General features: G+C 63.2%; 27 protein-coding genes and 1 tRNA gene. 7 read left to right on the top strand and 21 right to left on the bottom strand.

The features are described from left to right. Positions 1-103: 103 nt before the first annotated feature. A complete protein-coding gene (locus tag AAE021_RS07530) occupies positions 104-988 on the top strand; it encodes a DMT family transporter (protein WP_342024995.1) in 885 nt (294 codons plus the stop codon). Positions 989-1,036: 48 nt separating this feature from the next. On the opposite strand, the gene AAE021_RS07535 is transcribed toward AAE021_RS07530, so the two are convergent. Then, positions 1,037-1,597, bottom strand: a complete 561-nt coding sequence (locus AAE021_RS07535; protein WP_342024996.1) for a TetR family transcriptional regulator — start codon at positions 1,595-1,597, stop codon at positions 1,037-1,039. Between the two features lie 83 nt (positions 1,598-1,680). Here AAE021_RS07535 and AAE021_RS07540 point away from each other — a divergent pair, with 83 nt between their 5' ends. After that, positions 1,681-2,427, top strand: coding sequence for an SDR family NAD(P)-dependent oxidoreductase (locus AAE021_RS07540; RefSeq protein ID WP_342024997.1), 747 nt, complete (start codon positions 1,681-1,683; stop codon positions 2,425-2,427). Further along, positions 2,427-2,570, top strand: coding sequence for a hypothetical protein (locus AAE021_RS07545; RefSeq protein ID WP_342024998.1), 144 nt, complete (start codon positions 2,427-2,429; stop codon positions 2,568-2,570). The genes AAE021_RS07540 and AAE021_RS07545 overlap by 1 nt, the downstream gene beginning before the upstream one ends. Positions 2,571-2,582: 12 nt before the next feature. Here the strand turns inward: AAE021_RS07545 and AAE021_RS07550 are convergent, their stop codons facing one another. The 4 genes from AAE021_RS07550 to AAE021_RS07565 form a co-directional block, all read right to left on the bottom strand. Continuing rightward, the gene (locus tag AAE021_RS07550; RefSeq protein WP_342024999.1) at positions 2,583-2,849 is read right to left on the bottom strand and encodes a PLDc N-terminal domain-containing protein; all 267 of its coding nucleotides are present in this window, start codon (positions 2,847-2,849) and stop codon (positions 2,583-2,585) included. 120 nt (positions 2,850-2,969) lie between these two features. Next, positions 2,970-3,743: a class I SAM-dependent methyltransferase gene (locus AAE021_RS07555; RefSeq protein WP_342025000.1), complete on the bottom strand. Its 774-nt coding sequence runs from the start codon at positions 3,741-3,743 to the stop codon at positions 2,970-2,972. A gap of 301 nt (positions 3,744-4,044) precedes the next feature. Continuing rightward, complete coding sequence (locus tag AAE021_RS07560; protein ID WP_342025001.1) at positions 4,045-5,385, bottom strand: APC family permease; 1,341 nt, start codon at positions 5,383-5,385, stop codon at positions 4,045-4,047. A 114-nt stretch (positions 5,386-5,499) separates the two neighbouring features. After that, positions 5,500-5,709 carry a hypothetical protein gene (locus AAE021_RS07565; protein ID WP_342025002.1) on the bottom strand — a complete coding sequence of 70 codons (210 nt, stop codon included), beginning with the start codon at positions 5,707-5,709 and terminating at the stop codon, positions 5,500-5,502. A gap of 40 nt (positions 5,710-5,749) precedes the next feature. Between AAE021_RS07565 and AAE021_RS07570 the strand changes: the two genes are divergently transcribed. Continuing rightward, the gene (locus AAE021_RS07570) at positions 5,750-6,313 is read left to right on the top strand and encodes a GNAT family N-acetyltransferase (RefSeq protein ID WP_342025003.1); all 564 of its coding nucleotides are present in this window, start codon (positions 5,750-5,752) and stop codon (positions 6,311-6,313) included. Between the two features lie 9 nt (positions 6,314-6,322). Here the strand turns inward: AAE021_RS07570 and AAE021_RS07575 are convergent, their stop codons facing one another. From AAE021_RS07575 to AAE021_RS07625, 11 genes are all read right to left on the bottom strand, one after another. Then, on the bottom strand, positions 6,323-7,576 hold the full coding sequence (locus AAE021_RS07575) for an MFS transporter (RefSeq protein ID WP_342025004.1): 1,254 nt from the start codon (positions 7,574-7,576) through the stop codon (positions 6,323-6,325). Positions 7,577-7,691: 115 nt separating this feature from the next. Continuing rightward, entirely contained in the window at positions 7,692-8,081 is a 390-nt protein-coding gene (locus AAE021_RS07580; protein ID WP_342025005.1) for a Fur family transcriptional regulator, read from the bottom strand. Next, entirely contained in the window at positions 8,032-9,003 is a 972-nt protein-coding gene (locus AAE021_RS07585; RefSeq protein WP_342025006.1) for a metal ABC transporter permease, read from the bottom strand. Before AAE021_RS07585 ends, AAE021_RS07580 begins: the two co-directional genes overlap by 50 nt. Further along, on the bottom strand, positions 9,000-9,704 hold the full coding sequence (locus tag AAE021_RS07590; protein WP_342025007.1) for a metal ABC transporter ATP-binding protein: 705 nt from the start codon (positions 9,702-9,704) through the stop codon (positions 9,000-9,002). Before AAE021_RS07590 ends, AAE021_RS07585 begins: the two co-directional genes overlap by 4 nt. After that, positions 9,697-10,470 carry a metal ABC transporter substrate-binding protein gene (locus AAE021_RS07595; RefSeq protein WP_342025008.1) on the bottom strand — a complete coding sequence of 258 codons (774 nt, stop codon included), beginning with the start codon at positions 10,468-10,470 and terminating at the stop codon, positions 9,697-9,699. Before AAE021_RS07595 ends, AAE021_RS07590 begins: the two co-directional genes overlap by 8 nt. Before the next feature lie 278 nt (positions 10,471-10,748). Continuing rightward, positions 10,749-12,146 carry a hypothetical protein gene (locus tag AAE021_RS07600; protein WP_342025009.1) on the bottom strand — a complete coding sequence of 466 codons (1,398 nt, stop codon included), beginning with the start codon at positions 12,144-12,146 and terminating at the stop codon, positions 10,749-10,751. A gap of 245 nt (positions 12,147-12,391) precedes the next feature. Then, entirely contained in the window at positions 12,392-12,769 is a 378-nt protein-coding gene (locus AAE021_RS07605; protein ID WP_342025010.1) for a hypothetical protein, read from the bottom strand. Positions 12,770-12,863: 94 nt separating this feature from the next. Beyond that, positions 12,864-12,986: a type B 50S ribosomal protein L36 gene (gene ykgO / locus AAE021_RS07610; RefSeq protein WP_083850955.1), complete on the bottom strand. Its 123-nt coding sequence runs from the start codon at positions 12,984-12,986 to the stop codon at positions 12,864-12,866. Between the two features lie 21 nt (positions 12,987-13,007). Then, positions 13,008-14,066 (bottom strand): GTP-binding protein, encoded by a 1,059-nt coding sequence (locus AAE021_RS07615; RefSeq protein ID WP_342025012.1) that lies wholly within the window; start codon positions 14,064-14,066, stop codon positions 13,008-13,010. A gap of 143 nt (positions 14,067-14,209) precedes the next feature. Continuing rightward, positions 14,210-15,136, bottom strand: coding sequence for a 2-dehydropantoate 2-reductase (locus AAE021_RS07620; protein WP_342025013.1), 927 nt, complete (start codon positions 15,134-15,136; stop codon positions 14,210-14,212). Positions 15,137-15,164: 28 nt separating this feature from the next. Then, positions 15,165-15,641, bottom strand: coding sequence for an NUDIX domain-containing protein (locus AAE021_RS07625; protein WP_342025014.1), 477 nt, complete (start codon positions 15,639-15,641; stop codon positions 15,165-15,167). A gap of 144 nt (positions 15,642-15,785) precedes the next feature. Here AAE021_RS07625 and AAE021_RS07630 point away from each other — a divergent pair, with 144 nt between their 5' ends. After that, positions 15,786-16,724: a 5'-3' exonuclease gene (locus tag AAE021_RS07630; RefSeq protein ID WP_342025015.1), complete on the top strand. Its 939-nt coding sequence runs from the start codon at positions 15,786-15,788 to the stop codon at positions 16,722-16,724. Positions 16,725-16,726: 2 nt separating this feature from the next. On the opposite strand, the gene AAE021_RS07635 is transcribed toward AAE021_RS07630, so the two are convergent. Continuing rightward, positions 16,727-16,864: a hypothetical protein gene (locus tag AAE021_RS07635; RefSeq protein ID WP_425362461.1), complete on the bottom strand. Its 138-nt coding sequence runs from the start codon at positions 16,862-16,864 to the stop codon at positions 16,727-16,729. Between the two features lie 331 nt (positions 16,865-17,195). Beyond that, positions 17,196-17,277 (bottom strand) — tRNA-Leu (locus AAE021_RS07640). 129 nt (positions 17,278-17,406) lie between these two features. Here AAE021_RS07640 and AAE021_RS07645 point away from each other — a divergent pair. Continuing rightward, positions 17,407-18,012: an ANTAR domain-containing response regulator gene (locus AAE021_RS07645; RefSeq protein ID WP_342025016.1), complete on the top strand. Its 606-nt coding sequence runs from the start codon at positions 17,407-17,409 to the stop codon at positions 18,010-18,012. Positions 18,013-18,278: 266 nt separating this feature from the next. Next, entirely contained in the window at positions 18,279-19,466 is a 1,188-nt protein-coding gene (locus tag AAE021_RS07650; protein ID WP_342025017.1) for a LuxR C-terminal-related transcriptional regulator, read from the top strand. A gap of 62 nt (positions 19,467-19,528) precedes the next feature. Here AAE021_RS07650 and AAE021_RS07655 read toward each other — a convergent pair whose 3' ends face one another. The 3 genes from AAE021_RS07655 to AAE021_RS07665 all read right to left on the bottom strand — a co-directional run bounded on the left by AAE021_RS07655 (position 19,529) and on the right by AAE021_RS07665 (position 22,134). Then, positions 19,529-19,669, bottom strand: a complete 141-nt coding sequence (locus tag AAE021_RS07655; RefSeq protein WP_342025018.1) for a hypothetical protein — start codon at positions 19,667-19,669, stop codon at positions 19,529-19,531. Between the two features lie 172 nt (positions 19,670-19,841). Further along, positions 19,842-21,710, bottom strand: a complete 1,869-nt coding sequence (locus tag AAE021_RS07660) for an alkyl/aryl-sulfatase (RefSeq protein ID WP_342025019.1) — start codon at positions 21,708-21,710, stop codon at positions 19,842-19,844. A 34-nt stretch (positions 21,711-21,744) separates the two neighbouring features. Next, a complete protein-coding gene (locus AAE021_RS07665) occupies positions 21,745-22,134 on the bottom strand; it encodes an SHOCT domain-containing protein (RefSeq protein ID WP_342025020.1) in 390 nt (129 codons plus the stop codon). Between the last annotated feature and the right edge of the window lie 192 nt (positions 22,135-22,326).

Genomic DNA, 22,326 nt, shown 5'->3' on the forward strand with positions numbered 1-22,326 from the left:
GCCCCGTAAGGCTTAGGGCGTGATCTCTCCCTTACAGATTCCCCTCCAGCGAGTACGTGGTGGACGACAAAGCCCGTTTGCTTCGTTCCTTGCTGCGCACAGGGTGGACCTTTTCCTGCTCCTGGTCGCCATTGTGTGGGGCAGCAGCTACCTTGCAGCCAAAACCCTCACCGACACGGTGGGCGTCACCGTAATCCTCTCGCTGCGCTTCCTCATCACCACGGCGGCCCTGGCACTGATCTGGTTGTTTTGGAACCGCCGCCGGAGCGGACGCCGCGAAATCGTCGTCGGCGTCATCCTGGGCCTCACGCAGGCTGCGGTACTCATCCTCGAAACCCACGGGATCGCCGGCACCAGCGCCACAAACGCCGGACTGATCATCAGTCTCGTCATTGTTTTTACCCCCTTTACTGAAAGCGTGGCCTTCCGGGTACGGGTGCCGCGCGCGGTATTCGCCGCTGGCGTCATCGCTGTCACGGGTGTTTGCCTGCTGGTCTCCGGCGACGGGTTCGCCACGCCAACCCTTGGGGACATGCTCGTGCTCGCGGCAGCCTTCGTACGCGCCATCCATGTCACCGCAGTCTCCGCTCTTACCCGGGGACGCGGCTACCGCGCACTGAATTTGACCCTCATCCAGAGCGCGGTCTGCGCCGTCATCTATACCTCAGCTGATTACCCGGGTGTGCTCCGAGCAGTAAAGAGCTTCGACGCGGGTGAATGGATGGGTGTTCTTTACCTGGGGCTGGCGTGCAGCGTGTTCGCCTTCCTCATCCAAACCTGGGCCATTCAACAAACATCAGCGTCCCGGGTCAGCCTCCTTATGGGAACCGAACCCATCTGGGCCGTCCTCATCGGAGTCACCATTGGCCGGGAAACCCTCGCCCTGCCGGGAATCGCCGGTGCCGCACTCATCATCGCCGGGACCTACCTGGGGCTGCGGGCCGAAACACGCCACCGCGAGGCATCAAGGCCCGCGAACTCCGGGTGAGCGGCGCCGTCCGTTTGGTGGCGGCTCAGCCCTGCGGCTTCCATCGCTTTAGGTGCCGGCCTGCAGCATGCGCTCGACGGCGGTGACTACCGCTTGCCGGCGAGCGGCAACTTCCCCGCCGCGAACCGGGTTTTCCGCCAGACCGGTAAGCCCCTCCGGCGACAGCTGCCAGGCCTGCGCGATGGCGTAAATGAAGACCAGGACGTCCACGGCCGACAGGGGGCGTGCGGCCGCCGCTGCCACGGTGAGCGCCTTGTTCCGGTAGACATCGCTCGGCTCAGCGGTGGCCTCCGGCCGCTCGAGCTGAGCCCACATGCTCAGGCGGAGCACCTCAGGGAAGCGCTGGTGATGGTCAAACACGTCCCCGGCCCAGCCCGCGAGGTCCCCGGGCCGCGGGGGGACATTTTCGGCCATGCGGCGCAGGGCGTCCGCAACGGTGGCATCGAACAGGCCGCTCTTGCTGCCGTAGTACGCGTAGATCATCCTCACGTTGCTCTGCGCCTGGCCTGCGATCCGCTCCACCCGTCCGCCGGCGAAACCGTGGGCCGCAAATTCCTCGGTCGCCGCGGTGAGTATCCGCTCCCTCGTGGCTTCAGCGTCACGTGCCATGCGTTTCCCCTCGGTAGGTATTGACGGGCCCGTGCCCAGACACTAGCTTACAAGTAAGTATCCATTTACTTATAGGAGTCGACATGACCCGCATTGCCCTGGTAACCGGAGCCAACCGTGGACTCGGACGGGCCACCGCGCTCGCTTTGGCCCGGAACAAGATCAACGTCGTCGCCGCCTCGAGGGGTGGTGCGGGCGAGGTCGTTGACGAAATCCTTGAAATGGGCGGCGAAGCCATCGCCATCCAGCTGGACGTCGCAGATCTGTCCTCCATCGAGGCGGCCCGCGCCGCAGTGCTCGCCGGGATCGGGCAGGAGTGGAACGCCGGCACTATTGATGTGCTGGTCAACAACGCCGGGGTGGGACTGTTCGCACCGCTGGGCGCCATCACGGCAGAAGATTTCGATACCACCTTCGCCGTCAACGTCCGTGGTCCACTCTTCGTCATCCAGGCCTTCCTCCCCCATTTGTCGGAGGGAGCAAGCATCGTGAACGTCTCGAGTTCACTCAGCCGCCACGTCAGCCCGGCCACCTCCGTCTATGCGGCATCGAAGAAGGCGCTCGAGGCACTTACCCGCAGCCTCGCCGTCGAACTGGGTCCGCGGGGCATCCGGGTCAATTCGATCGCCCCCGGACCTACCGCAACCGACTTCAACGGCGGAGCCATGCGCGACAGCAAAGACATGCGCGCCTCATTGTCCGGCCAAACCGCTCTCGGTCGGGTGGGCGACCCGGCGGACATCGCGGACGCCATCTCCGCCCTGGTGTCCCACGAGTTCCGCTGGGCAACAGGTGAGCGCATCGAGGTGTCCGGTGGGGTGCTGTTGTGATGGATGAACGCATCGACCGCGCCCTAGCCATCACTCCGTCGTCGTCCCCGCTGCACCGTGCCTACATCTCTCAGCCAGTCCAGCCCCTCGAAGAGTGGATGACCGGCAGCCCGCTCATGCAGGTCACCTTCCAGCAGGACTGAAGGGGGCACCCCTTATCTGGCGCTGCCTTCAGTGCTGTTTCCGGCGTTGTGATTGGTGGTGCTGGCGCGGCGGCCGATGACCAGCCACAGAACCGGACCCATCACGGGGAAGGCCAGCACCACGAGTGCCCACACCGCCTGTGCGACGCCGGAGAGGTGGCGAGAGCGCGCAATGTCGATGACAGCCACGATGAGAAAGAGCAGCACGAGCGCCCCGATGCCAAGAACGGTGAACTCCCACCGATCGGGAATGACCGGGTTTGCACCTTCAGTTGCCATCCATACCGGCATTAGAGTCCCCCTTTTTGCGCCCCGAAGATCGGATGCTGTCTCCACCCTAGGCGAACATCTCAAGCTTCCTCAGAGGTCCGTGGACCGGACGCTTCCTCTGGACTCTGTCTAAACCGACTCCATGGGCCTGGTAGCCATGACGAGGAAACGCTGGCTGCGAACTTCGAACCCGCCGGTTTGGCCGATCTGCTCGTGAATGCGCCGGAGATGACGTCGGTGAATCGTGGCATCGAAACCAGGTGCTTGCCACGGAACCGCACGCAACTGATATACGACAGCTCCCACATCAAGAAAACGTGTTGAGACCATTGCTTCGCTCACCTGGCAGTTGACGAATCCTGCTCGGCTTAAGCTTTTTCGAAGGTCCAGAGCAGAGGCCGGCGCATTGGCGCTAATTGTTGCCGGGATCCCCAGCGCTTCGTTGAACTCGAGGTCGTTCAGTCCTCCAACCTGCTGCGTCAGCAGCACGCCCCCAGGGGTCAGCACCCGGCGGAACTCCTCAAGATTCAGGTAGCCGTGGCGGTTGAGGACCAGGTCGAAGGAGGCATCCCCGAGAGGCAAAAGTGCAGATGTGCGTTCTTTTACTTCTACGCCAAGGGGCTGGAGACGCTGCGTGCTGAGAGCAAAGTTCGGGTTGTAGGGCTCGACGGCCACACTCCCACGCCGGGGTTGAAGAGACTCGAAGATTTCTCCACCGCCAGTATCAATGTCGAGCGTTCGGTGTCCACGGGAGACTAAGCCCGATGCCATCTGTTGGTAGTTCCAGGGGAGAGCGTCTCCCACGGTACGACCCTTGAGGAAACTAAAGTCCCATCCTGCCAGTGGAACGGTGTTCGCTTCTTGCACGAGGTCATCAAAGGCATGGAGCGGTGATGCTGACAAGTGCGATCCCCTTCAAAGTTTGAGTCCTCAGCGGGACGCTCGGTGTAAGCGATTGATGCAGTACCCGAGCGCAACGAGACTGATCAGTGCCAAGAAGAAACTGCCTGGCCAGCCAAGGGCCGGTCCAGACACGCAAGATGAGACCGCTCCGGATTCGGGTATGTAATCGACGCACAGCCCGGATTGAAGACCGTAATTCAGGGCGTTCAACAAAACGATCAGACCGCAGATCAAGACCCAGGCCTTCTTGGATCGGGGCGCAGTGTTGGCCATGGGCGAAGCCTATGCGCTGGAGGGTGCTTTAGCCCGCGTTCAGGCGTTCCTCGCGTTTGCGTCCCGCCCGGGCAGCGAGGAACAACAGGGATCCAACCACGATGTAGGCCGCGGCGCCGAGCCAGATGATGCCGGTCTGCTGGGAGAGGAGCGCGATGCTCGCAATGATCGCGAGGATTGGCATGATTCGCGGGGCGCTGAAGTGGTCATGGTCCACTTTGTCCTTTTTGAGGACGAGGACGCTGACGTTTGCGGACAGGAACACCAGTAGCAGCAGCAGCACGGTGGTTTCGGCCAATGTGGCGACATTTCCCACGAGGGTGAGGACGATCGTCAGTCCGGCAACAACAAGAATGGAGACCCAGGGGGTGCGGCGGCCCGGCAGCACGCGGGCGAAGGCCCGAGGGAGCAGTTCTGCTTCCGCCAATCCGTAGCCGACACGGCTGGCCATAACCATGAACAGCAGTGCTCCGTTGGCAATGGCAATCAGGGCGATGATGCTGAATACTCCAGGTGGGATTCCGACGCCACTGGCGGCGACGACGTCGAGCAGGGGTCCCGTGGACTCGGCCAGTTCGGCCGGGGGCATCACGATGACCGCGCCCAAAGCAATGAGGAGATAAACGACGCCGGCGGTGCAGATGGCGCCGAAAAGTGCGCGGGGGTAGGCCTTGGAGGGGTTCCGCACTTCCTCGGCCATGTTTGCCGCCGCCTCGAAGCCGAGGAAGGAGAAAAAAGCGACGATCGATGCCGCGAAGGCGCCTTGGAGAGGCGGTACATCCGGTGCGAACTCGAGGAGCCGGGAAGGTTCCCCGTTGCCGGAGGTAAAGACAATGGCGGCGACGACGATCACAATGACGAGACCGGTTACCTCAATGATGGAAGCGACGAGGTTCGCGGCGAGGGACTCCTTGACGCCGCGAAGGTTGATCAGGGTCAGCAGGATGATGAATGCGACCGCTGCGGGGGCTGCCGGCACATCGATGAGCGCTGTGAGGTAATCGCCCGCGAAGGCGTTCGCGAGGGCAGCGGCTGTGGTGATTCCCGAGGCCATCATCAGGAAGCCCACGAGGAAGGACACATAGGGGATGCCAAAAGCCCGGTCGGCGTAGCGCGCGGCTCCCCCGGCGTGCGGGTACTTGGTGATCAGTTCCGCGTAAGTCGCGGCAGTGAGCAGCGCAACCACCAGCGCGATCAGCAGGGGTATCCAAATTGCGCCGCCGACGTCGGCCGCCATGGTCCCCACGAGGGTGTAGATGCCGGCGCCGAGGGTGTCGCCCACGATAAACGCGAACAGCAGCGGCACACCGATGGCCCGCTTCAGTCCGGTTTGTGTTTTTGATGTGGCCGTGCCGGGATCTTTCGTCATTGGGCTATTGGATTCCGTTTGCTGTCCCTGCGCAAGCACTTGGGCGAAATCGGGTAGCACAAAGGTGCTGGGCCAGACAGGCGAAGATCCTCCTGGGAGATCCTTAGCGAGGAGTTATGGGGCGACCTGCTTCTCCAAAGTGCCTGCTTCCGCGGTCCCGCGCCGGTACTCGAGCAGGGAGCACGTGAGGAAAGCAGAGGCAGCCAGGACCATGACGACGACCGACAGCGGCCCCCACCATTCCGGGAGCTTCTCAGCGAGGAACATCACGCCCACACCGAAGACGATCGAGACCCCGAACACGTAGCGGCTCCATGCAGTCATAGCCACAGCCTAGCTGTTGCAGGAGATAGCCTGAGCCACTATGAGAGCCACTGACCAGGAAGTTGAATACGTCCGGTTTGAGCATGGTGCCCCGGACGAGATTTGGGCTGAGATCGTCAGTCTCTTCGTCTCGAGCTTCGCAGCTCCTCCTTACAATGAAGCGCCGGACGCACTCCAGAGTATTGCTCAATGGGGTCCCGCCGCACTTGCCAGTCCTGGCGGCCGGCTTATCGCGGCGAGACACGACGGACGCGTGATCGGCTTTGCGTTATCGCAGAGGCTTGACCAGGACAGCTCCTGGCTGCGGCGGCTCGACGTTATGGTGCCAACACTGGAAGGGGTAATCGCGCCGTCGACAACCGTTATTGTCCAGGAACTTGCTGTCGCCGAGAGCTTTCGGAGCCGTGGGGTGGCCAAACAGTGCATCCGGGAGCTCCTCTCGGGCCGCGTCGAACAGGATGCCGTCCTGGGGGTTTTCGGCCAGGCATCCCGGGTGCGGGAAATGTATGCACACTGGGGTTTTTCGGAACTCGGCACCTCCCCCCTTTACGGCGGAACCGTGACCCTGCATGCCTTGCACCACAAACTTCCCTGGCCCGCCTAGCCACCCCGTTTATTCGTGGTCCACCTCGGCGGCACTGATGGCCTTGTCCGTGAGGATGGGCATCATCAGCAACAGGGCGAGGGTGAGCACTCCCATAATGCCAAACATGGCTTGAAGGCCCAGCCATTGTGCCAGCAGTCCCCCGGCGGCTGCTCCGATGGGCATGGTTCCCCAGGCTAGAAGACGGTAGGCACTGTTGACTCTGCCCAGTAGCCGGTTTGGGGCTATGCGTTGGCGCAGCGACACTGTGATGACATTCCACAACACAATCAGTACCCCTCCCACGAGGAGCACGAGTCCCAGTACGTAGGGGTTGTTGGTCAGTGCCGGCGCCCCGACGAACAGTGCGCAGCCCAGGATGCTCAGCGCCAGGGATTTGGACCGGCCCAGTTTCGCCTCCACTGATTCAGAGATGAACGAGCCGATAAAGGCACCGACGGCGGAGGTCGTCAGCAGTATGCCGAAACCAACTTCGGATAGCCCCATTTCTGAACCAGGCCCGACGGCGAACAGAACGAGGACAGCGAAGGCAGCGCTGGACGCAAAGTTAACGACGCCGGTCATGACTGCGAGTGTGCGAAGAATTTTCTGATTCCAGAGAAACCGCAGGCCCTCCTTGATGTCGAACCGCAGTGTCGTCTTCTGTTCTCGTTCCACTCGAAAGCCGCCGGGCAACAGGAGCAGGCCGCCCACCGCTGCCAGCCACAGCGCCGCCGGGACAGCAAAACCCGCTGCTACACCCACACCTATCAGCAGCCCACCGAGCGGAGGGCCGATGAACTGATTGGCTGTGAGTTCAGCTGCGTAGAGCCGTCCATTGGCGCGTGAAAGCTGACCTTTGTTCACGATTTGGGGCAGGATCGATTGCGCCGAGGTGTCGTACAGGGTTTCCGCCACCCCCACCGTCAAAGCGACAACATACAGGGCCCAGATGGACCCGAGGTCGAGAAGGATCACCGCTATCAGCAAAGCGGGCAGGACAGCCCGGCTCAGGTTGGCCCACAGCATGAGCTTCCGTCGATCAACCCGGTCTGCCAGTGCTCCGGCGGTCAATGCGAAGAAAAGCCACGGAAGGGTTGCGGCAACGGTGAGTCCGGCGATCAGCGTCGGAGACTGCGTGAGCTGAATCGCCATGAGCGGTAACGCAATCTTAAACACCCCATCCGCGAGGTTGGAGAGCCCCGTTGACGTCCAAAGCTTCCAGTAGGAAGCACCGAGAGGTAAGCGGTCCGTCGTTCTCACGTGCGGGGCGTTAGGTTTCATCCCTGAACCCTCGCACAGCAATTTATAAAGTTCAAGGGGATTGAGTTTTCTAAATACCCCCTCGTGTGACGCCTAACGACGCTACCGGGAGACCTTCCAGGCGACAGGTTTGCAACTAGTGCGACTCGCAATCCGCGCAGGTTCCGGCTATCTCAGTGACATGGGAAATATTCTTGAAGCCGCGGTCCCGGCTGAGCTCAGCAGCCCATATATCAATATCGACTGCGGCTACCCCCAGCTCCTCCGCTTTCCCACAGATGCGGCAGATCAAGTGGCCGTGATGGTCCGTTCGACCGCACCGGCGGTAGCGGGTTTCGCCGTCCGGCGAGTGGAATACGTCAACATCGCCGCTCTCAACGAACTGCTGCAGCGCGCGGTAGACCGTGGAAAGCGCCAGCGGTTCACCCTGCCTGGACAGGGTTGCGTGAAGCTCTCGGGCGCACTGGAAACGGCCACTACTTTCCAGCAGTTCCATCAGTGCTGTGCGCCGCCGGGTATTGCGCATCGCTCATCCTTCCTTCCTCGATAGGTGGGCTTCCTCCCGTTCCGTGTGGCTTCGCGCGGCTGTGGAAGGGCCGAAGGACAGGCCGCAACACTGCGAGAGCCGCGTAGAGCGCAATCGAGATCATGGTGATCGTGGCGCCTGGGGACAGTGGGTGGAAGTAAGTGATGGATAGTCCGATAACGCAGACGGTCCCGCCGATACCCATGGCAAATACCATCGTGTGCCGGAATGAGGTCGCGATCAGTTGCGCGACTGCGACCGGTACGATCATGAGCGCCGACACCAGGAGCACTCCCACCACCCGCATGGAAATTGCGACAGTCAGCGCTGCAGTGACAGCGACAAGAATGTTCAGGGCCCGGACGGGGAGCCCGCTTGCCCGGGCGAATTCCTCATCGTGGCAGAGGGCGAAGAGTGCCGGCCGAAGTCCCAGACCGACGCCCAGGATGAGCGCTGAAAGGCCCACGGTCAACCAGACATCGAGCTGATCCACCGTGGAAATGGAGCCGAAGAGGTACCCGGTGAGGTTGGCTGAGGTCCCCCCGGCAAGGCCGATGATGAGCACACCGCCGGCGATTCCGCCGTAGAACAAAAGGGCAAGGGCCACGTCGGCACTGCTTTTGCCCTTCTCTCGGACGTATTCGATCATGAGAGCTCCAGCGACGGAGGCGCAGATCGCCCCAGGTATGGCCCAAGCGTCCACCGATGCGCTGCCCGCGGCCGCGCCGACCAGCCAGCCCATTGCGACCCCTACGAGCGCAACATGCCCAATGCCATCGCCGAGGAGGGCCAGCTTGCGTTGCACCAGGTAGGTCCCAATCACCGGTGCCGTTGTTCCGACCAGCACAGCAATTATCAGCGCGCGTTGCATGAGCGGGCTTGCGAGCATGGCCACGAACGTATCCCAGAATTCCGCGCTCATTGATGCATCCCTGCCAGCGGGCCGTCCTGGAGTACTTTCCCCTGCTCAAGGACCACGGCACGCTCAATCATGCTGCCCAGTTCGGCCAGCTCGTGCAGTACCACCACGATGGTTGTTCCGGCGCCGCGTAGTCGTTGCAGACTGGCAGCCAGCGCAGCTTTGGACGCCCGATCGATGCCTGATAGTGGTTCATCAACGATCAGCAGGCCCGGCTCACGGATCAGGGCCCTGGCGATCAGGACACGCTGCTGCTGGCCGCCCGAGAACAAGTGCACGCTCTCGTCTGCACGCTCGGCAAGACCCACCTCCGCGAGGGCATTCCGCACTCGGTCCCGGCTCCCCGGTCCCGGGCGCAGGCGCCGACCGCTGAGCAACCCGGACATGACGACCTCTTCGGCCGTTGCTGACATCGAAGGACTTGAGTTGACGCGCTGAGGCACGTATCCGATACGTGACCACGGGACCGTGCTCCGGGCCGAGACATCGGAGCCGTACAGGACCGCCCTCCCGGAGCTGAGCGGGACCAAACCCATCAGCGCCTTCACCAAGGTGGTCTTACCCGAACCATTAGCGCCCAGGAGTGCCACTGTCTCACCGCGGGCTACCTGCAGATTAATTCCGCTGAGGATTGCACCAGCCCCGAGGTCGACAGAAAGATCTTCGAGGAGGACCGCTGGTGCAGCCGTAGTCTGACTATTCACAGCCGAGCGCCTCCTGTAAGGCGGCCAGGTTGGAGCGCATCACCGAGAGGTAGTCGGTATTGGGATCAGCCAAGGTTTCCAGCGGATCCAGCACCGCGGTCCGGATCCCCAGGTCAGCGGCTATGGTTTCGGCGACCTTAGGGTTTACCAGCGATTCGGTAAAGATCGTTGAGACATCTTCACCTTCGATGACCCGCTGGATCTTCGCCACTCGCGCAGGGGCAGGCTCGGATTCGGGATCGATTCCCGCAATGCCCATCTGCTGCAGGCCGTACCGTGTGACCAGATATCCGTAGGCTTCGTGCGAGACGACAATGGTGTCCCGCTCACACGTGGCCAGACCCGCGGCATAGTCTTCATCCAGGGCTGAAAGTTCCTGAATGAGTTGGTCCGCGTTGGCTTCGTACGTCGCCGCGTTGTCGGGGTCAATCTCGCTGAGGGTCACTTCAACTTGCTCAGCAACTGCCGCCAACCGGGTGGGGTCAAGCCAGAAATGAGGATCAGCCGAGGCGTTACCCGCCCCTTCGCTGAGACTGGATCCGTCGGCGTTCTGCAGATTCACTGATTCGGCAACATCGATGGCGTGGTCCGGATTGGTCTCTTCGATTGCCTCATCAACGGCAGGCTGGAAGCCGGACGAATACACCACCACCGACGCTTCAGCCAGATCGCTCACCATGGCCGGGGAGAGCTCAAGGTTGTGCGGCTCCGCGCCCGGAGGCGTTACCGAGCCGACGTCGACGGCGTCCCCTCCGACGGTCTGCATGACAAATTGCAGGGGGTAAAAAGAAGCTAACGCTTTCACAGCTGTTTCACTGCCGCTGCCGTCAGCGGTGCCCCCGCTCGAGCCGCAGGCGGAAAGAGCCAAGGTAAGTACTGCAGCGGGTAGAACTAGTGAGCGACGCAGTAAGGCCGTCATTGGTATCCTCATCGTGATAGTAAAAGCGGAACCCGGCGGTCTCGGGTGAACCGAGACCGCCGGGAAAGTGTTGCGGGATCAGCAGGACTCAGCGTGAATCCCGGCTCTGGACACGGCTCAAGGTTCTATCCCTTGTGCTCTTCGTTCTCGTGATCGTGACCCTCATGGCCTTCGTGGTCCCCGTGATCGTGACCCTCGTGGTCCTCGTGGCGTGATGACTCCGGGTCGCCGGTGACAACAACGAGCTCGGTCGGTGTCTCAGGCAGGTCGAAGCTATCCAGGACAGTGCCGGCTTCAATGTCGATGACGTGGAGCTTCTGGGCAGCGGCATCAGTCACGTAGGCGAATCCGTCCGCGCCGACCTTGACGATCGGGCCCGGTGACTGCCATTCGTCCGGCTCTTCCCACGCGTCGACTACATCGATCTCGTGAATCATTTCGCCGGTCTCTTCATCGAGGACGTTGAGCTGTCCGTCGTAGGTCAGGACCAGGGCTTCACCGTCGGCGCCGCGTGCGAGTGAGCGGAACCAGTAGGCGGACCCGAGATCCACGGTGGTGACCGAGTCAGAGAGGGTATCAAACAGGCCGATCCTCGTGGGGCGTTCCTTCTCAGCATCGGCGTCCACCTTGTAGTCGCCGAGGATGATCGATGATGCGTGGTGACCGAACAGGTTGCCCGAGCGCTGGTAGTCCTCTTCGACAGTGACCTTGTGGAACTCGCCGTCCCGGAAGACGACAGGTCCGTTCTCGCAGCCGAGCGCGACCACGTCGCCCTCAGCCGTGGGTGCGGCGGCGGCTTCCCCGTGGACGCCGGGGCAGTCCGTGGTTTCGGCGATCACATCACCTTCCGGGGACTGCACCTGAACGGTGTTGCGGGCGTCAGCAGTGCCTTGCGTGAGGAGAAGATCCCCGCTGGCCAGAGGAACGGCCACACCGTGGTGAGCGCTGTCGGTGGAGTATTCCTCGATCTCGTCGTCGCTGATTTCGCCGTCGTTGATGGCTTCGGAATCCATCACCGTGATAGCGCCGGTTCCGTCAGAGAATAGGGCGGTTTTGCCGTCATGGACCACTACGTGGCCAGGCTCGGGAGCCTCGACGGTTTCCTCGGTGAGGGTCGGTGCGCTCTCGAAGTAGTGGTTGTGGTCCCCATGACCCTGAACAATCAGTCCCGAATCGAAGAGGCTGAATCCCCCGGTGGAGCTGACCATGACGTGCCGGCCGTCTCCGGCGTTGTTGACGCGCAGGAAGCCGTCCATCTCGGTGGTGGCAAGGACCTCACCGGATTCGGTGTCAACAGTCATCATGCCGCCGTCGTACGTCAGAACGGCGCGGGGCGCCAGCGCCGCAACCTCAGTTTGACCTTCGCCTTCGGTGTGATGCCCGTCGGCTGCCGCGGAGCCGGAGCCCGAAGCCGACGGTGTGGAGCCGCTCGAATCCCCCGAAGCAGTTGAGGAACATGCGGATATAAGAAGTGCCGCGGCAATGGCCGTGGACAGTGCAAGTGGTGGTTTAGAAATCGACATGGCTACAACCTAAATGCAAATGGATCTCATTAGCAACTACGTGACGCATTGGTGACACCCGCTGCTGCGGAAGGCCCTGCAGCACGGCAGCCATCCGTCCATGACGGGCACCGCGGCGCCAATGACGATGGCCACTACGGCGAGCACCAGATCTTCTCGCTCGCCGTAGTGGCCATCAATGCCACCCCCCTGAGGACCATCACGGGGACAGGCTGCTCACCTCCGCGCATTACGGGGTCGACACGTTATGACCCCGCCGGTGTCAGGGTGATGGGCGGTCCGTACCCGATCAGAGCGTCATGGAGGGTCTCCGGCAGCGTGTTGGCTTCCTTCGCATCGGGGCGCCAGTGTTCGACCCAGTGACCCAGGTCCTGCAGGCGCCCTTCACCGTCGAGCCCGCCCAACCAGACGGACCGGCCGGTGGACCCAGCCCTTTCAGCACGAATCGCGACAGCCCCAACAGCGCCGTGAGCGCACTGCTGCAAGCAGGGTGCAGAGATCAGGACCGCGCCCGGTGACCGCGCCACGGCCCCCGGCAGTCCGCCGTCGTCCAGGGACCGGGTTAGCGCAGCACAGCGGTGGCCGGTGCACATCGCAACGACAACACCCGCGGACCCGTTCATTGCCTCTTCCCCCGATCTTCACCCGGAGCACGGCCGGGGGAAGTGCCGGAGCGGGTTTGGCTGGTCCGGGGTTGTCTCCTCATCGCGGCCGCCCTTAACCCTGGCGGGCCTTCATTCGAGGGTTCTTCTTGTTGATGACGAAGGTCTTCCCTCGACGACGCACAACCTGGGCGCCGGGAATCTTCTTCAGGGACCGCAGTGAGTTACGTACTTTCATGATGCTCCTTATGAGTTGTTGTTAGTGGTGCTCGGGGGCAAAGGGGGCTGGGAAGGTGATGCGTGCGGATTCCAGTTCCTCATCAGTCAGGGCGCAGGCATCGAGTAGACCAGCAATGTCGTCGTCGTCGAGGTCATCACCGGTAAGGGCCAAATGGGTGCCCCGGCACAGTTCGTCTTGCGGGGGTTCCGCACCCCACGCTCCGCCGTCCCCCAAAGAAATACGGGGGCCGACCCCGTGCACAGCCACCCGCAAGTCCAACATTCCCGCGATCCAGGCGCTGCCGCGAACAAAGCAACACCCCACAGAGATGGCACCTAAGGCAGTTTGGAACCGCTCCGGATGTAACGGGCGGCTGACTCGATGTTCGACTGTGCGGAACGGCTGCGACGACAGGGTCGGCGTGAAAACCGCTCCGGGAAGGTTCCGGTTACGCGCCTGTTCGCAGCTGTGTGAGCCTAGTGCTGCGGCGTCAAGACCGTCACTGGGCACCAGGCGGGCATGTGGAGCCAACTCGCGCAGGAGTTGCTGACCGCGCGCCGACAAGGCTGCGTCATCACATATCAACTCGCTGCTGGTTGTCAGGATCGTATCCGCGAAAAGCAGCTCTCCCATCAGGAATTCACCTGGCGTTCGTGAATCCTCCGGCACTGCCGTGTAACCCGCACCAAACAACGTGTGGTGATCCCACAACTGGTCCTCAATATCCTCGGGCCTTGCCGCGAGAGCCACTGTATCCACGGTGAACACGCCCGGGGCGACCGCGCGTAATCCGTCGATGGCGTTTTCCGCAGTGGTACCCGGCGGAAGACCAACAATGGCTCTGGTCTCCCCCGCGGCCGCCAGACGCAAAAGGGCCGGGGCGAGGTCGAAGCGGACGGTGCAGCTTAAGCAGCCATGCTCCAGTACCGTCGACTCACGCTCGATGAGCTGATCGTCAGAATGAATCCGGCGCATCACCACACCGCCGTCCAATAGATCATGGAGAACCACCGGAACATGAGGGAACTCATCCGCCACCAGGGACGCGGCAGTGTTCCGGCTAAGCACGTCAAGGGACGTGAGGATAATGAGATGCATGCCCTCACTATATGAGAACCATTCTCAAAAGCCAAGGATGGGCTCTACCCGCGACGCCCTTGCCGAATCAGGGCAGGACGAAAGCATCTGGATGTTGCTTCGAAGCTGGCTGCCCGATACAGCCGAGACCAGTGAGCAGGAGCTTACGGAATGAGTGGGGCGTCCAGAATGCTGAGCGCACGATAGATCGTGCTGTTGATGGGAACCGGCACGCCGTGCTCGGCTGCGATCCGGACGACCGCGCCGTTTTGTTCCTCGAGTTCGGAGGGACGTCCTGCGATGAGATCGCGCTGCATGGATGCCGTGCTGTCGGGGGTGAATGCGTCGTACTGGCCCATGGTGAAGTCCACATCGTCATGGGTGAGGTTTGCGCCGGCAGCGGCCCCGACGGCGGCGACTTCACGCATGGCGTCCTCGACCAGCGCCCGGGTGGGCGGGTGGCTGCGGGTTTCGCCGACGTTCTTGCGGCAGAGTGCGCCAACGCCTCCGTAGGAGGTGATGAGCATGAACTTCCGCCACAGGTCCGTGGTGATATCACCCGAGATCCGAGCCGTAATACCGGCGGAGGTTAGTGCGTCAGCGAGCTCCCGGGTGCGGGCGGTGGGTGTGCCGTCGAGTTCGCCGAGGGTGACGGCGGGTTGGCCCCCGACATGGTGCACATGACCTGGTTCGACCAGGTAAGAGATGATCATGCACAGCCCGCCTAAGGCATGCCCGGGACCGGCGGCGGCAGCGATCTGTTCGGCCGCCGTGACCCCGTTTTGCAGGGGCAGGACCGGCGTGTCCGAGCCCAGAAGTGGCAGGGCTGCCGCCAGGACCTCTTCCACGGAGCCCGCCTTGCAGGCGACGATGACGGCATCGCACGGCCCAATGACGGAAGCATCCGTGGATACACCTGCGACAGGAATCAGCTCGTCCCGCCCCTCACCGGTGGTGAGACGGATTCCGTTCTGCCTTAGGGGTGCCAGGTGGCGGGGTGTCACGAGGAGATGGACGTCATGACCTGCCTGTGACAGGGCAGCGGCGAAGTATGCTCCGACGCCTCCCGCTCCGATGATCCCGATTTTCATGGTTGCGTCCTTCCGGTTGCCAACTTTTTCAGATCCCTGCCGCAGGCCCGCCGAGGCTGCGCATCAGCGCATCCAGGACCTGCACCTGTCCCTTGACCAGCTTGGTGCGGGCCACGGACTCGGGGAACCACCCGGCGTCGTCAATCTCCGGGTACTCCCGCACTTTGCCCGAGCCCGGCGGCCACTCCAGTGCAAAGGTGTTGCTGTAGATCCGGTCCGGCGCGAACCCGGCCTCAGCGGCAAACACGGTAATCGACTTTTTCGAGGACTGCCGGAAGGTGCCCAGCAGGCTGTACTCGGCGTCGGGCGCCGGCGAGCCCATTTCCTCGCCGAACTCGCGCAGGGCCGCAGCCAGGGGCTCCTCGCCCTCCAGGTACTCCCCCTTGGGAATCGACCAGGCGTGGGTATCCTTCCGGGCCCAAAACGGCCCGCCCATGTGCCCGATCCACACGTCCAGTCCGGCGCCAGAGCGCCGGTACAGCAGGATTCCAGCGCTGGTGATCAAAAGGGTCCTTCCCGACGGCGGCGCAGACGTTCCCGGCCAGCCTAGGCGACCTCCTCCCCCGCTGCGAACAACTGGGCCCAACTGCGACTTACCGGCCCCCACCGCCTCCTCCCCGCGCCGGACAATTCATGCAAGGATCGGCGTATGCCCCCGCGCTTGATGCTGCTCGATACCGCGTCCCTGTACTTCCGCGCCTTCTACGGCGTTCCCGATACGATCCGCCGCAGCGACGGCACCCCGGTCAACGCCGTGCGCGGCCTGCTGGACATGATTGCCCGGCTCACCACCGACTACGAGGCCACTCATCTGATCGCCTGCTGGGACGATGACTGGCGGCCCCAGTGGCGGGTGGACCTGCTCCCCACCTACAAAACACACCGGGTCGCCGAGGTGGTGGAGGCCGGGCCCGACGTCGAGGTGGTCCCGGATCCGCTGGAGGCGCAGATCCCGATGATCCTGCGCACGCTGGAACTGGCCGGCATCGCCGTCGTCGGCGCTCCGGAACATGAGGCCGACGACGTGATCGGCACGTACGCCAGCTCCGCGGACCTGCCGGTGGACGTGGTAACCGGTGACCGGGACCTGTTCCAGCTGATCGACGACAACCGGAACGTGCGCGTGATTTACACCGCCCGCGGCATGAAGAACCTGGATGTGCTGACCGAGGCGTCCATTGTCGAGAAGTACCGGGTGCTGCCGGTGCAGTACGCGGACTATGCCACGCTGCGCGGAGATGCCTCCGACGGTTTGCCCGGCGTCTCCGGGATTGGCGAAAAGACGGCGGCATCGCTGCTGGGCGAGTACGGTTCGCTCGAGTCGCTGCTGGCGGCCTCGGAGGATCCGAAGAGCGGGTTGTCCGCTTCGATGCGGGTGAAGCTCACTGCGGCAGCCGACTATCTGGCGGTGGCCCCGACCGTTGTCCGGGTGGTCCGCGACCTGGACCTGCCAACGCCCGACGACGCCGGGGCCGAGCTGCGCCCGATTACCGGAGACGCGCGGGCCGAGCTGGAGAAGCTGGGCAAGGAATGGAATCTGGGCGGTTCGGTCACCCGGCTGTTGGAAGCGTTTGACCGTTTGAAGTGAGCTCAGGGGTCCACTTTCACCGGTACGCCGGTCAGCAGGGACAGCTGGGCGGCGTCGGCGGCCTGGGACGCAGCCACTGAATCCTCCGGCGGGCACGGGTTTTCGCGCCGGCCCCGGACCAGTTCCGCGAAAGCCAGCATTTCCTTTGTGCACCAACGTGACCAGGGGGACCTCATGAGCCCCACCAGCACCGAAGAGCGGGAACCCGTGTACGGCCAGCTGGCGAGGGCGGCCGACCCGCGCACTCCTTCCCGCCCTTTGTGCACCAATGTGACCAGCGGGACCTCATGAGCCCCACCAGCACCAAAGAGTGGGAACCCGTGTACGGGGGTGCCGGCGACGGCGGCCGACCCGCGCTCTGATGCCGGCATAGAGGCCAAACAGGGAAAAAGAAAACACCCCGGTAAAAACCGGGGTGTTGCCTATGCAGCGACTCATGCGGAAACAATGTCTCGACTCATCACACAAAGGTGCCCGAAGTGGGACTCGAACCCACACACCTCTCGATACTGCATTTTGAGTGCAGCGCGTCTGCCAATTCCGCCATTCGGGCCGGCCCTGCGGCGTGAATCACAAAGTTCACAATCCGTGTTGGGCGCGAATCTACTCTACATGCGGATAGGCTATTTCTGTGAACTGTCAGTTCGCACACGGCAGTCCAACCGCATTCTGAGGAGCACCTGTGTCTGAGTCAACCGAGCCCGCCCCCTCCAATACACCGGCGCGGCGCGTCATCGTCGCCGAAGACGAGACGCTGATCCGCCTCGACATCGTGGAAATCCTCACCGGTGAGGGATACGACGTCGTCGGCGAGGCCGACAATGGCGAGAAGGCCGTCCAGCTGGCCACCGAGCTCAAGCCGGACCTCGTCCTGATGGACGTCAAGATGCCGGTCATGGATGGCATCACCGCCGCCGAGCAGATCGTCAAGGCCCGCATCGCACCCGTGGTTCTGCTGACCGCGTTCAGCCAGAAGGAACTGGTGGAGCGTGCCCGCGAAGCCGGCGCCATGGCCTACGTGGTCAAGCCCTTCACCCCGGCGGACCTGATCCCGGCCATCGAGATTGCCCTCTCCCGCCATGAGGAAATCAAGGCGCTCGAGGAAGAGGTCAGCGACCTGAAGGAACAGTTCGCCACCCGCAAGCTGGTGGAGCGGGCCAAGTCGCTGCTGACCACCAAGATGGGCCTGACCGAGCCTGAGGCCTTCCGCTGGATCCAGAAGACCTCCATGGACCGCCGCCTGAGCATGCGTGAAGTTGCCGAGACCATCATCAACCAGGTCAACTAGGCTTCCGCCGCACTCCTAAAGTAAAGAGAAAAGCAAACGGTCTTGCCCGACGCCGGGCAGGACCGTTTTTGTTTTTCCTCTCGTTTGGTGGTCCGCCCGCTGATTCGCCGGTTCCGCCCCGGGACGCCGGCAACGCCGGTGGAACCTATCAGCCCGGACCCGCCCCGCCCTATATTGGTGGCAGGAACTATCGGTGCCACAAGTCGGAGCTGCCGGATCCCCAGGGCAAAGAGTCCGGGCCCTCCGCGGAGCCCCGAGGAGGAACCATGGCTGCCAGTCCGCATTTCCTTGCTGCACCTCCTATCCCGGGTGTTGCGCTGTCCCGGCCACGGCTGGCAATGGCCCCCGGCACCGGCACCACTCTGATCTGGTCCTGTGCCGGCTCGGGGAAAACAACTCTTCTGGCCCAGTGGGCTGCCGAGCTGAAAGCCGCCGGCGAAGCCGCAGCTTGGATCAGCCTGCCGGCGGCCGGAACCCTGCGTCACCGGCTGGCCGCCATGACCCGGGACTCGGTTGCCGCCGCCAGAGGCCCTGTCGGTTCCCCAAGCGCAGGCGGAGGACAATTAAACCTGCTTCTTGACGACGTCCACCACCTGAACGATCCCGGCGACATTCAGTGGCTGGCCCAACTCATCGAATCCCGGCCGCGGCACGTGCGTTTTGTCCTCACCGGGCGGCACCCGCCAGACGTTAACGGCAGCCCCCTGTTCGCCGGCACCCCCGAGAACGGCGCCGCGTACGGCACCACCGACCTGGCCTTCACTCCGGCCGAGACAGCAGATTTCCTCGCTCTCCGCGGCCTTCGCCTGTCGCCGCCGGACATTGAAACCATCCAGCGGCGCACCGGCGGGTGGGCGGCTGCACTTACCCTGCTGGCCGGACTCCTCCCCCGGGCAGCCACACCCCTTCTGTTGGATTTCGAGCCCGGGCACCGGGCCGCCGCCGACTATCTCGTCGCGGAGATTCTGGATTTGCTGCCGGCGACCTACTTCGGCTTTCTGCTCAGTCTCTGCGTGGCTGACGCGGTGACCGTTCCGCTTGCAGTCCGGCTCACGCAGCGGGGAGACGCCGGTTGGTTGCTGAACCATTTGGAGCGGCAGACAGGTTTGTTGAGCCGGTCCATGGCCGGGGGAACACCCGTGTATGTGTTCCATCCGGTCCTGCTGAGGTACCTGCGCACCGAATTCCGCCGGCAGGACCTTGCAGGATATGCCCGGGCGCTTGGCGCGGCTCCGGTGGGCGCCTCTCCCCCGGCGGCTGCGGACCCCCTCACCCCGAAGGAACAGGAGATTCTCCAGGAGCTGCCGCACCATCAGACCATCAGGGATATAGCCGCCCGCCAGCGTGTCAGCCCCAACACTGTGAAGACTCACCTGCGGGTCCTCTACCAAAAGCTCGGCGTTCGAAACCGTACAGCGGCAGTGGAAAAGGCCGTTGAACAGGGCCTCCTCTAGTCCGCCCGAATCTGGCTGGACAGGACAAAACCCCGGCCATAGCCGGGGCTTTGAACCTCAGTTCATTCCCTGCGGCGTGCCGTGCGCCTGACAACGCGCTGCGGCACACCTTTTCGCGCGACGTAGACGATCCCGAAGACCACCGCGGCAATCACGAGAATCAAGAGGAACACGGTCAAGGTCCAGCCTGCGATAACACCCAATTCATTTGTCCTTCCGTCGAGCCTGCAGCTATTCGGAGTAGGTCCTTTACGCCCCACCGTAGCCGACAGTGAGCTGCACCCAGCATGTAAAAGCTCGGCTCCCCCCTCCGGGGCGGCCCGGGAACCCCCTCCGGGGACGGCCCGGGAACTCCCGGAGAACGACGCAGCGCCCTTAAGGGGTGACGATGTTGAAAGCCGGATTGCCGGCCGTGAGGACATTCAGCAGCGCCGGCAGGACCGCTTCGCTGCCGGTGATCTCCAGTCCCGGTGAGCTGGTGTCCCCGCCGAGCATGGCGAGCAGCCTCGGCTTGCTGAGCCGGATGTCAGTATCGGCCGGCTCCCCCGCCACCTCCCGGTGAATGAGGACGCCGTTGCGCAGGCTGAGATGGTGGACGGTATCCAGGTCCGTAAACACCACGTTCACCGACAGCTCCAGGTCCCAGGCCGCCGGTCCGTCCACCGAGATGGCGAGCGACTCGAAAAGCTGCTCGGGAGTCAGCTGCGCGAGGACCGCCGACGAGGACGCAACGCTCGGAGTCCCGAAGTTTCCTGTCCGCAGCTCCGCGGCACCGGAGAGGAAGAAGTTCCGCCAGGTGCCGTTTTCCGCGCCGTACCCCAGCTGTTCCAGCGTATCGGCGTACAGTTCCCGGGCCTGCGGATGGTCCGGATCGGTAAAGACGGCATGATCCAGCAGCGTTGCCGCCCACCGGTAGTCGCCGTCGTGAAAGGCTGTCCGTGCGGCGTCGAGCACACGGTCCAACCCGCCCATGGCACGGACATACCGGGCCGCAAGCTCGGCGGGAGGATGCGGCCACAGCCGGCCCGGATTTCCGTCAAACCATCCCATGTAGCGCTGATAAACAGCTTTCACGTTGTGGCTGACGGATCCGTAGTACCCGCGGGCATGCCAGGCATTCCGCAGGGCCGGCGGCAACTCGATGAGCTCCGCAATTTCAGTGCCGGTGTAGCCCTGGTTGATGTAGCGCAGTGTCTGATCGTGCAGATATGCATACAGATCCCGGTGCAGGGAAAGGAAGGAGGCGATTTCCTCCTGCCCCCAGGTGGGCCAATGATGCGAGGCGAAGACGACGTCGGACCGCCCGCCGAATACAACGAGCGCCTCCGTGATGTAGCCGGCCCAGGCATGGGGGTCACGAACAGGTGCACCGCGGAGGGTCAGCAGATTGTGCTGGGTGTGGGTGGCGTTTTCCGCCATGCACAACGCCCGGAAGCGCGGAAAGTAGAAGTGCATTTCCGCCGGTGCTTCGGTTCCCGGTGCCATCTGGAATTCAATGTCGACGCCGTCGACAGTGTGCCGTTCGCCGGTCTCCGTAATTTCCAGAGTGGGCGCTATGAGACCCACTTCCCCGGTGGACGTCGTCTGGCCCAGCCCCGCCCCCACCCTGGACTGCGGACCGGCTTGAAGCGAGGCACCGTACATGTATCCCGCGCGCCGGGCCATCGCCGTTCCGGCAAAGACATTTTCAGACACGGCATGGTGCACAAAGCCCTCCGGGGCGATGACCGTTATCCGGCCGTCGTCCACCTCGGCCTGGCTGGCGACTCCAAAGACGCCGCCAAAGTGGTCAATGTGGCTGTGCGTGTAGATCACCGCCGTCACGGCACGGTCCCCCCGGTGCGCCCGGTACAGTCCGAGGGCTGCGGCAGCTGTCTCGGTGGAGATGAGCGGATCAATAACGATGACGCCGGTGTCTCCCTCGACAAACGTGATGTTGGAGAGATCCAGTCCGCGAACCTGGTAAATGCCCGGCACAACCTCGAACAGGCCCTGCTTGGCCACCAGACCGGACTGGCGCCACAAGCTGGGATGGACTGAGGCCGGGGAATCCCCGGCCAGGAATCCGTACTCGTCGCTGTCCCACACGACCCGCCCGTCCTGTGCATGGACGATGCCGGGGTTCAGGGCTGCGATGAAGCCACGCCCGGCATTCTCCTGATCGGTGGTATCCGCGTACGGCAGCGATGCGGCACTTTGCCGCTGCGCGGCTTCAATTGTGGGTTCGGTTGGTTTATGCAGCACCGGCCCTTATCTCCTCCGTACCCCGGCACCTGGCCTATACCGGGACAGTCCTGCTCTTGATGGCCTGGAATTCGTCCGGCGTGATGGCTCCGGCGTCAAGAAGGTCCTTGGCTTTGGCGATCTCATCACTGGGGCTGTTCCCGGCGACGCGGCGAATGTACGCTTCAGTCGATTCCCGGCTCGCCTGCGCGTCCTCCTGCGCCCGCTCATTCATGCCCCTGCCGCGCGCAATGAGATAGACGAGGACGGTGAGGACGGGAAAGAACAGCAGGAAAATCAGCCAGACGGCCTTTCCCCAACCGCTCATTCCGCGGTCCCGAAACAGGTCACTAATGACCGCAAACAGGGCCATGAGGTACGCAAAGAAAACCGTGGCGGCAAAAACCCACCAGATGATGCTCCAAAAGTCGTCCCAAAAGTCCATGCCAGGCCCTACTTCCTGTGTGTGGCGGCGGCGTGGCCGCACGCTGCATCACCAGTATGGAGTTGGCACAGGCCCGGGCGCCTCACCCATAAAAGGTGAGATGTCCGGATCGGCAGGGTGGCACTCCTCCGTCCATGCTGTTTTTTGGGGTGCAGTTTGGTGAGGTGCACAGGGCCGGGCGTATATCCGAGA

It is taken from the genome of Arthrobacter citreus, from assembly GCF_038405225.1.
GTDB classification, from domain to species: domain Bacteria; phylum Actinomycetota; class Actinomycetes; order Actinomycetales; family Micrococcaceae; genus Arthrobacter_B; species Arthrobacter_B citreus_A.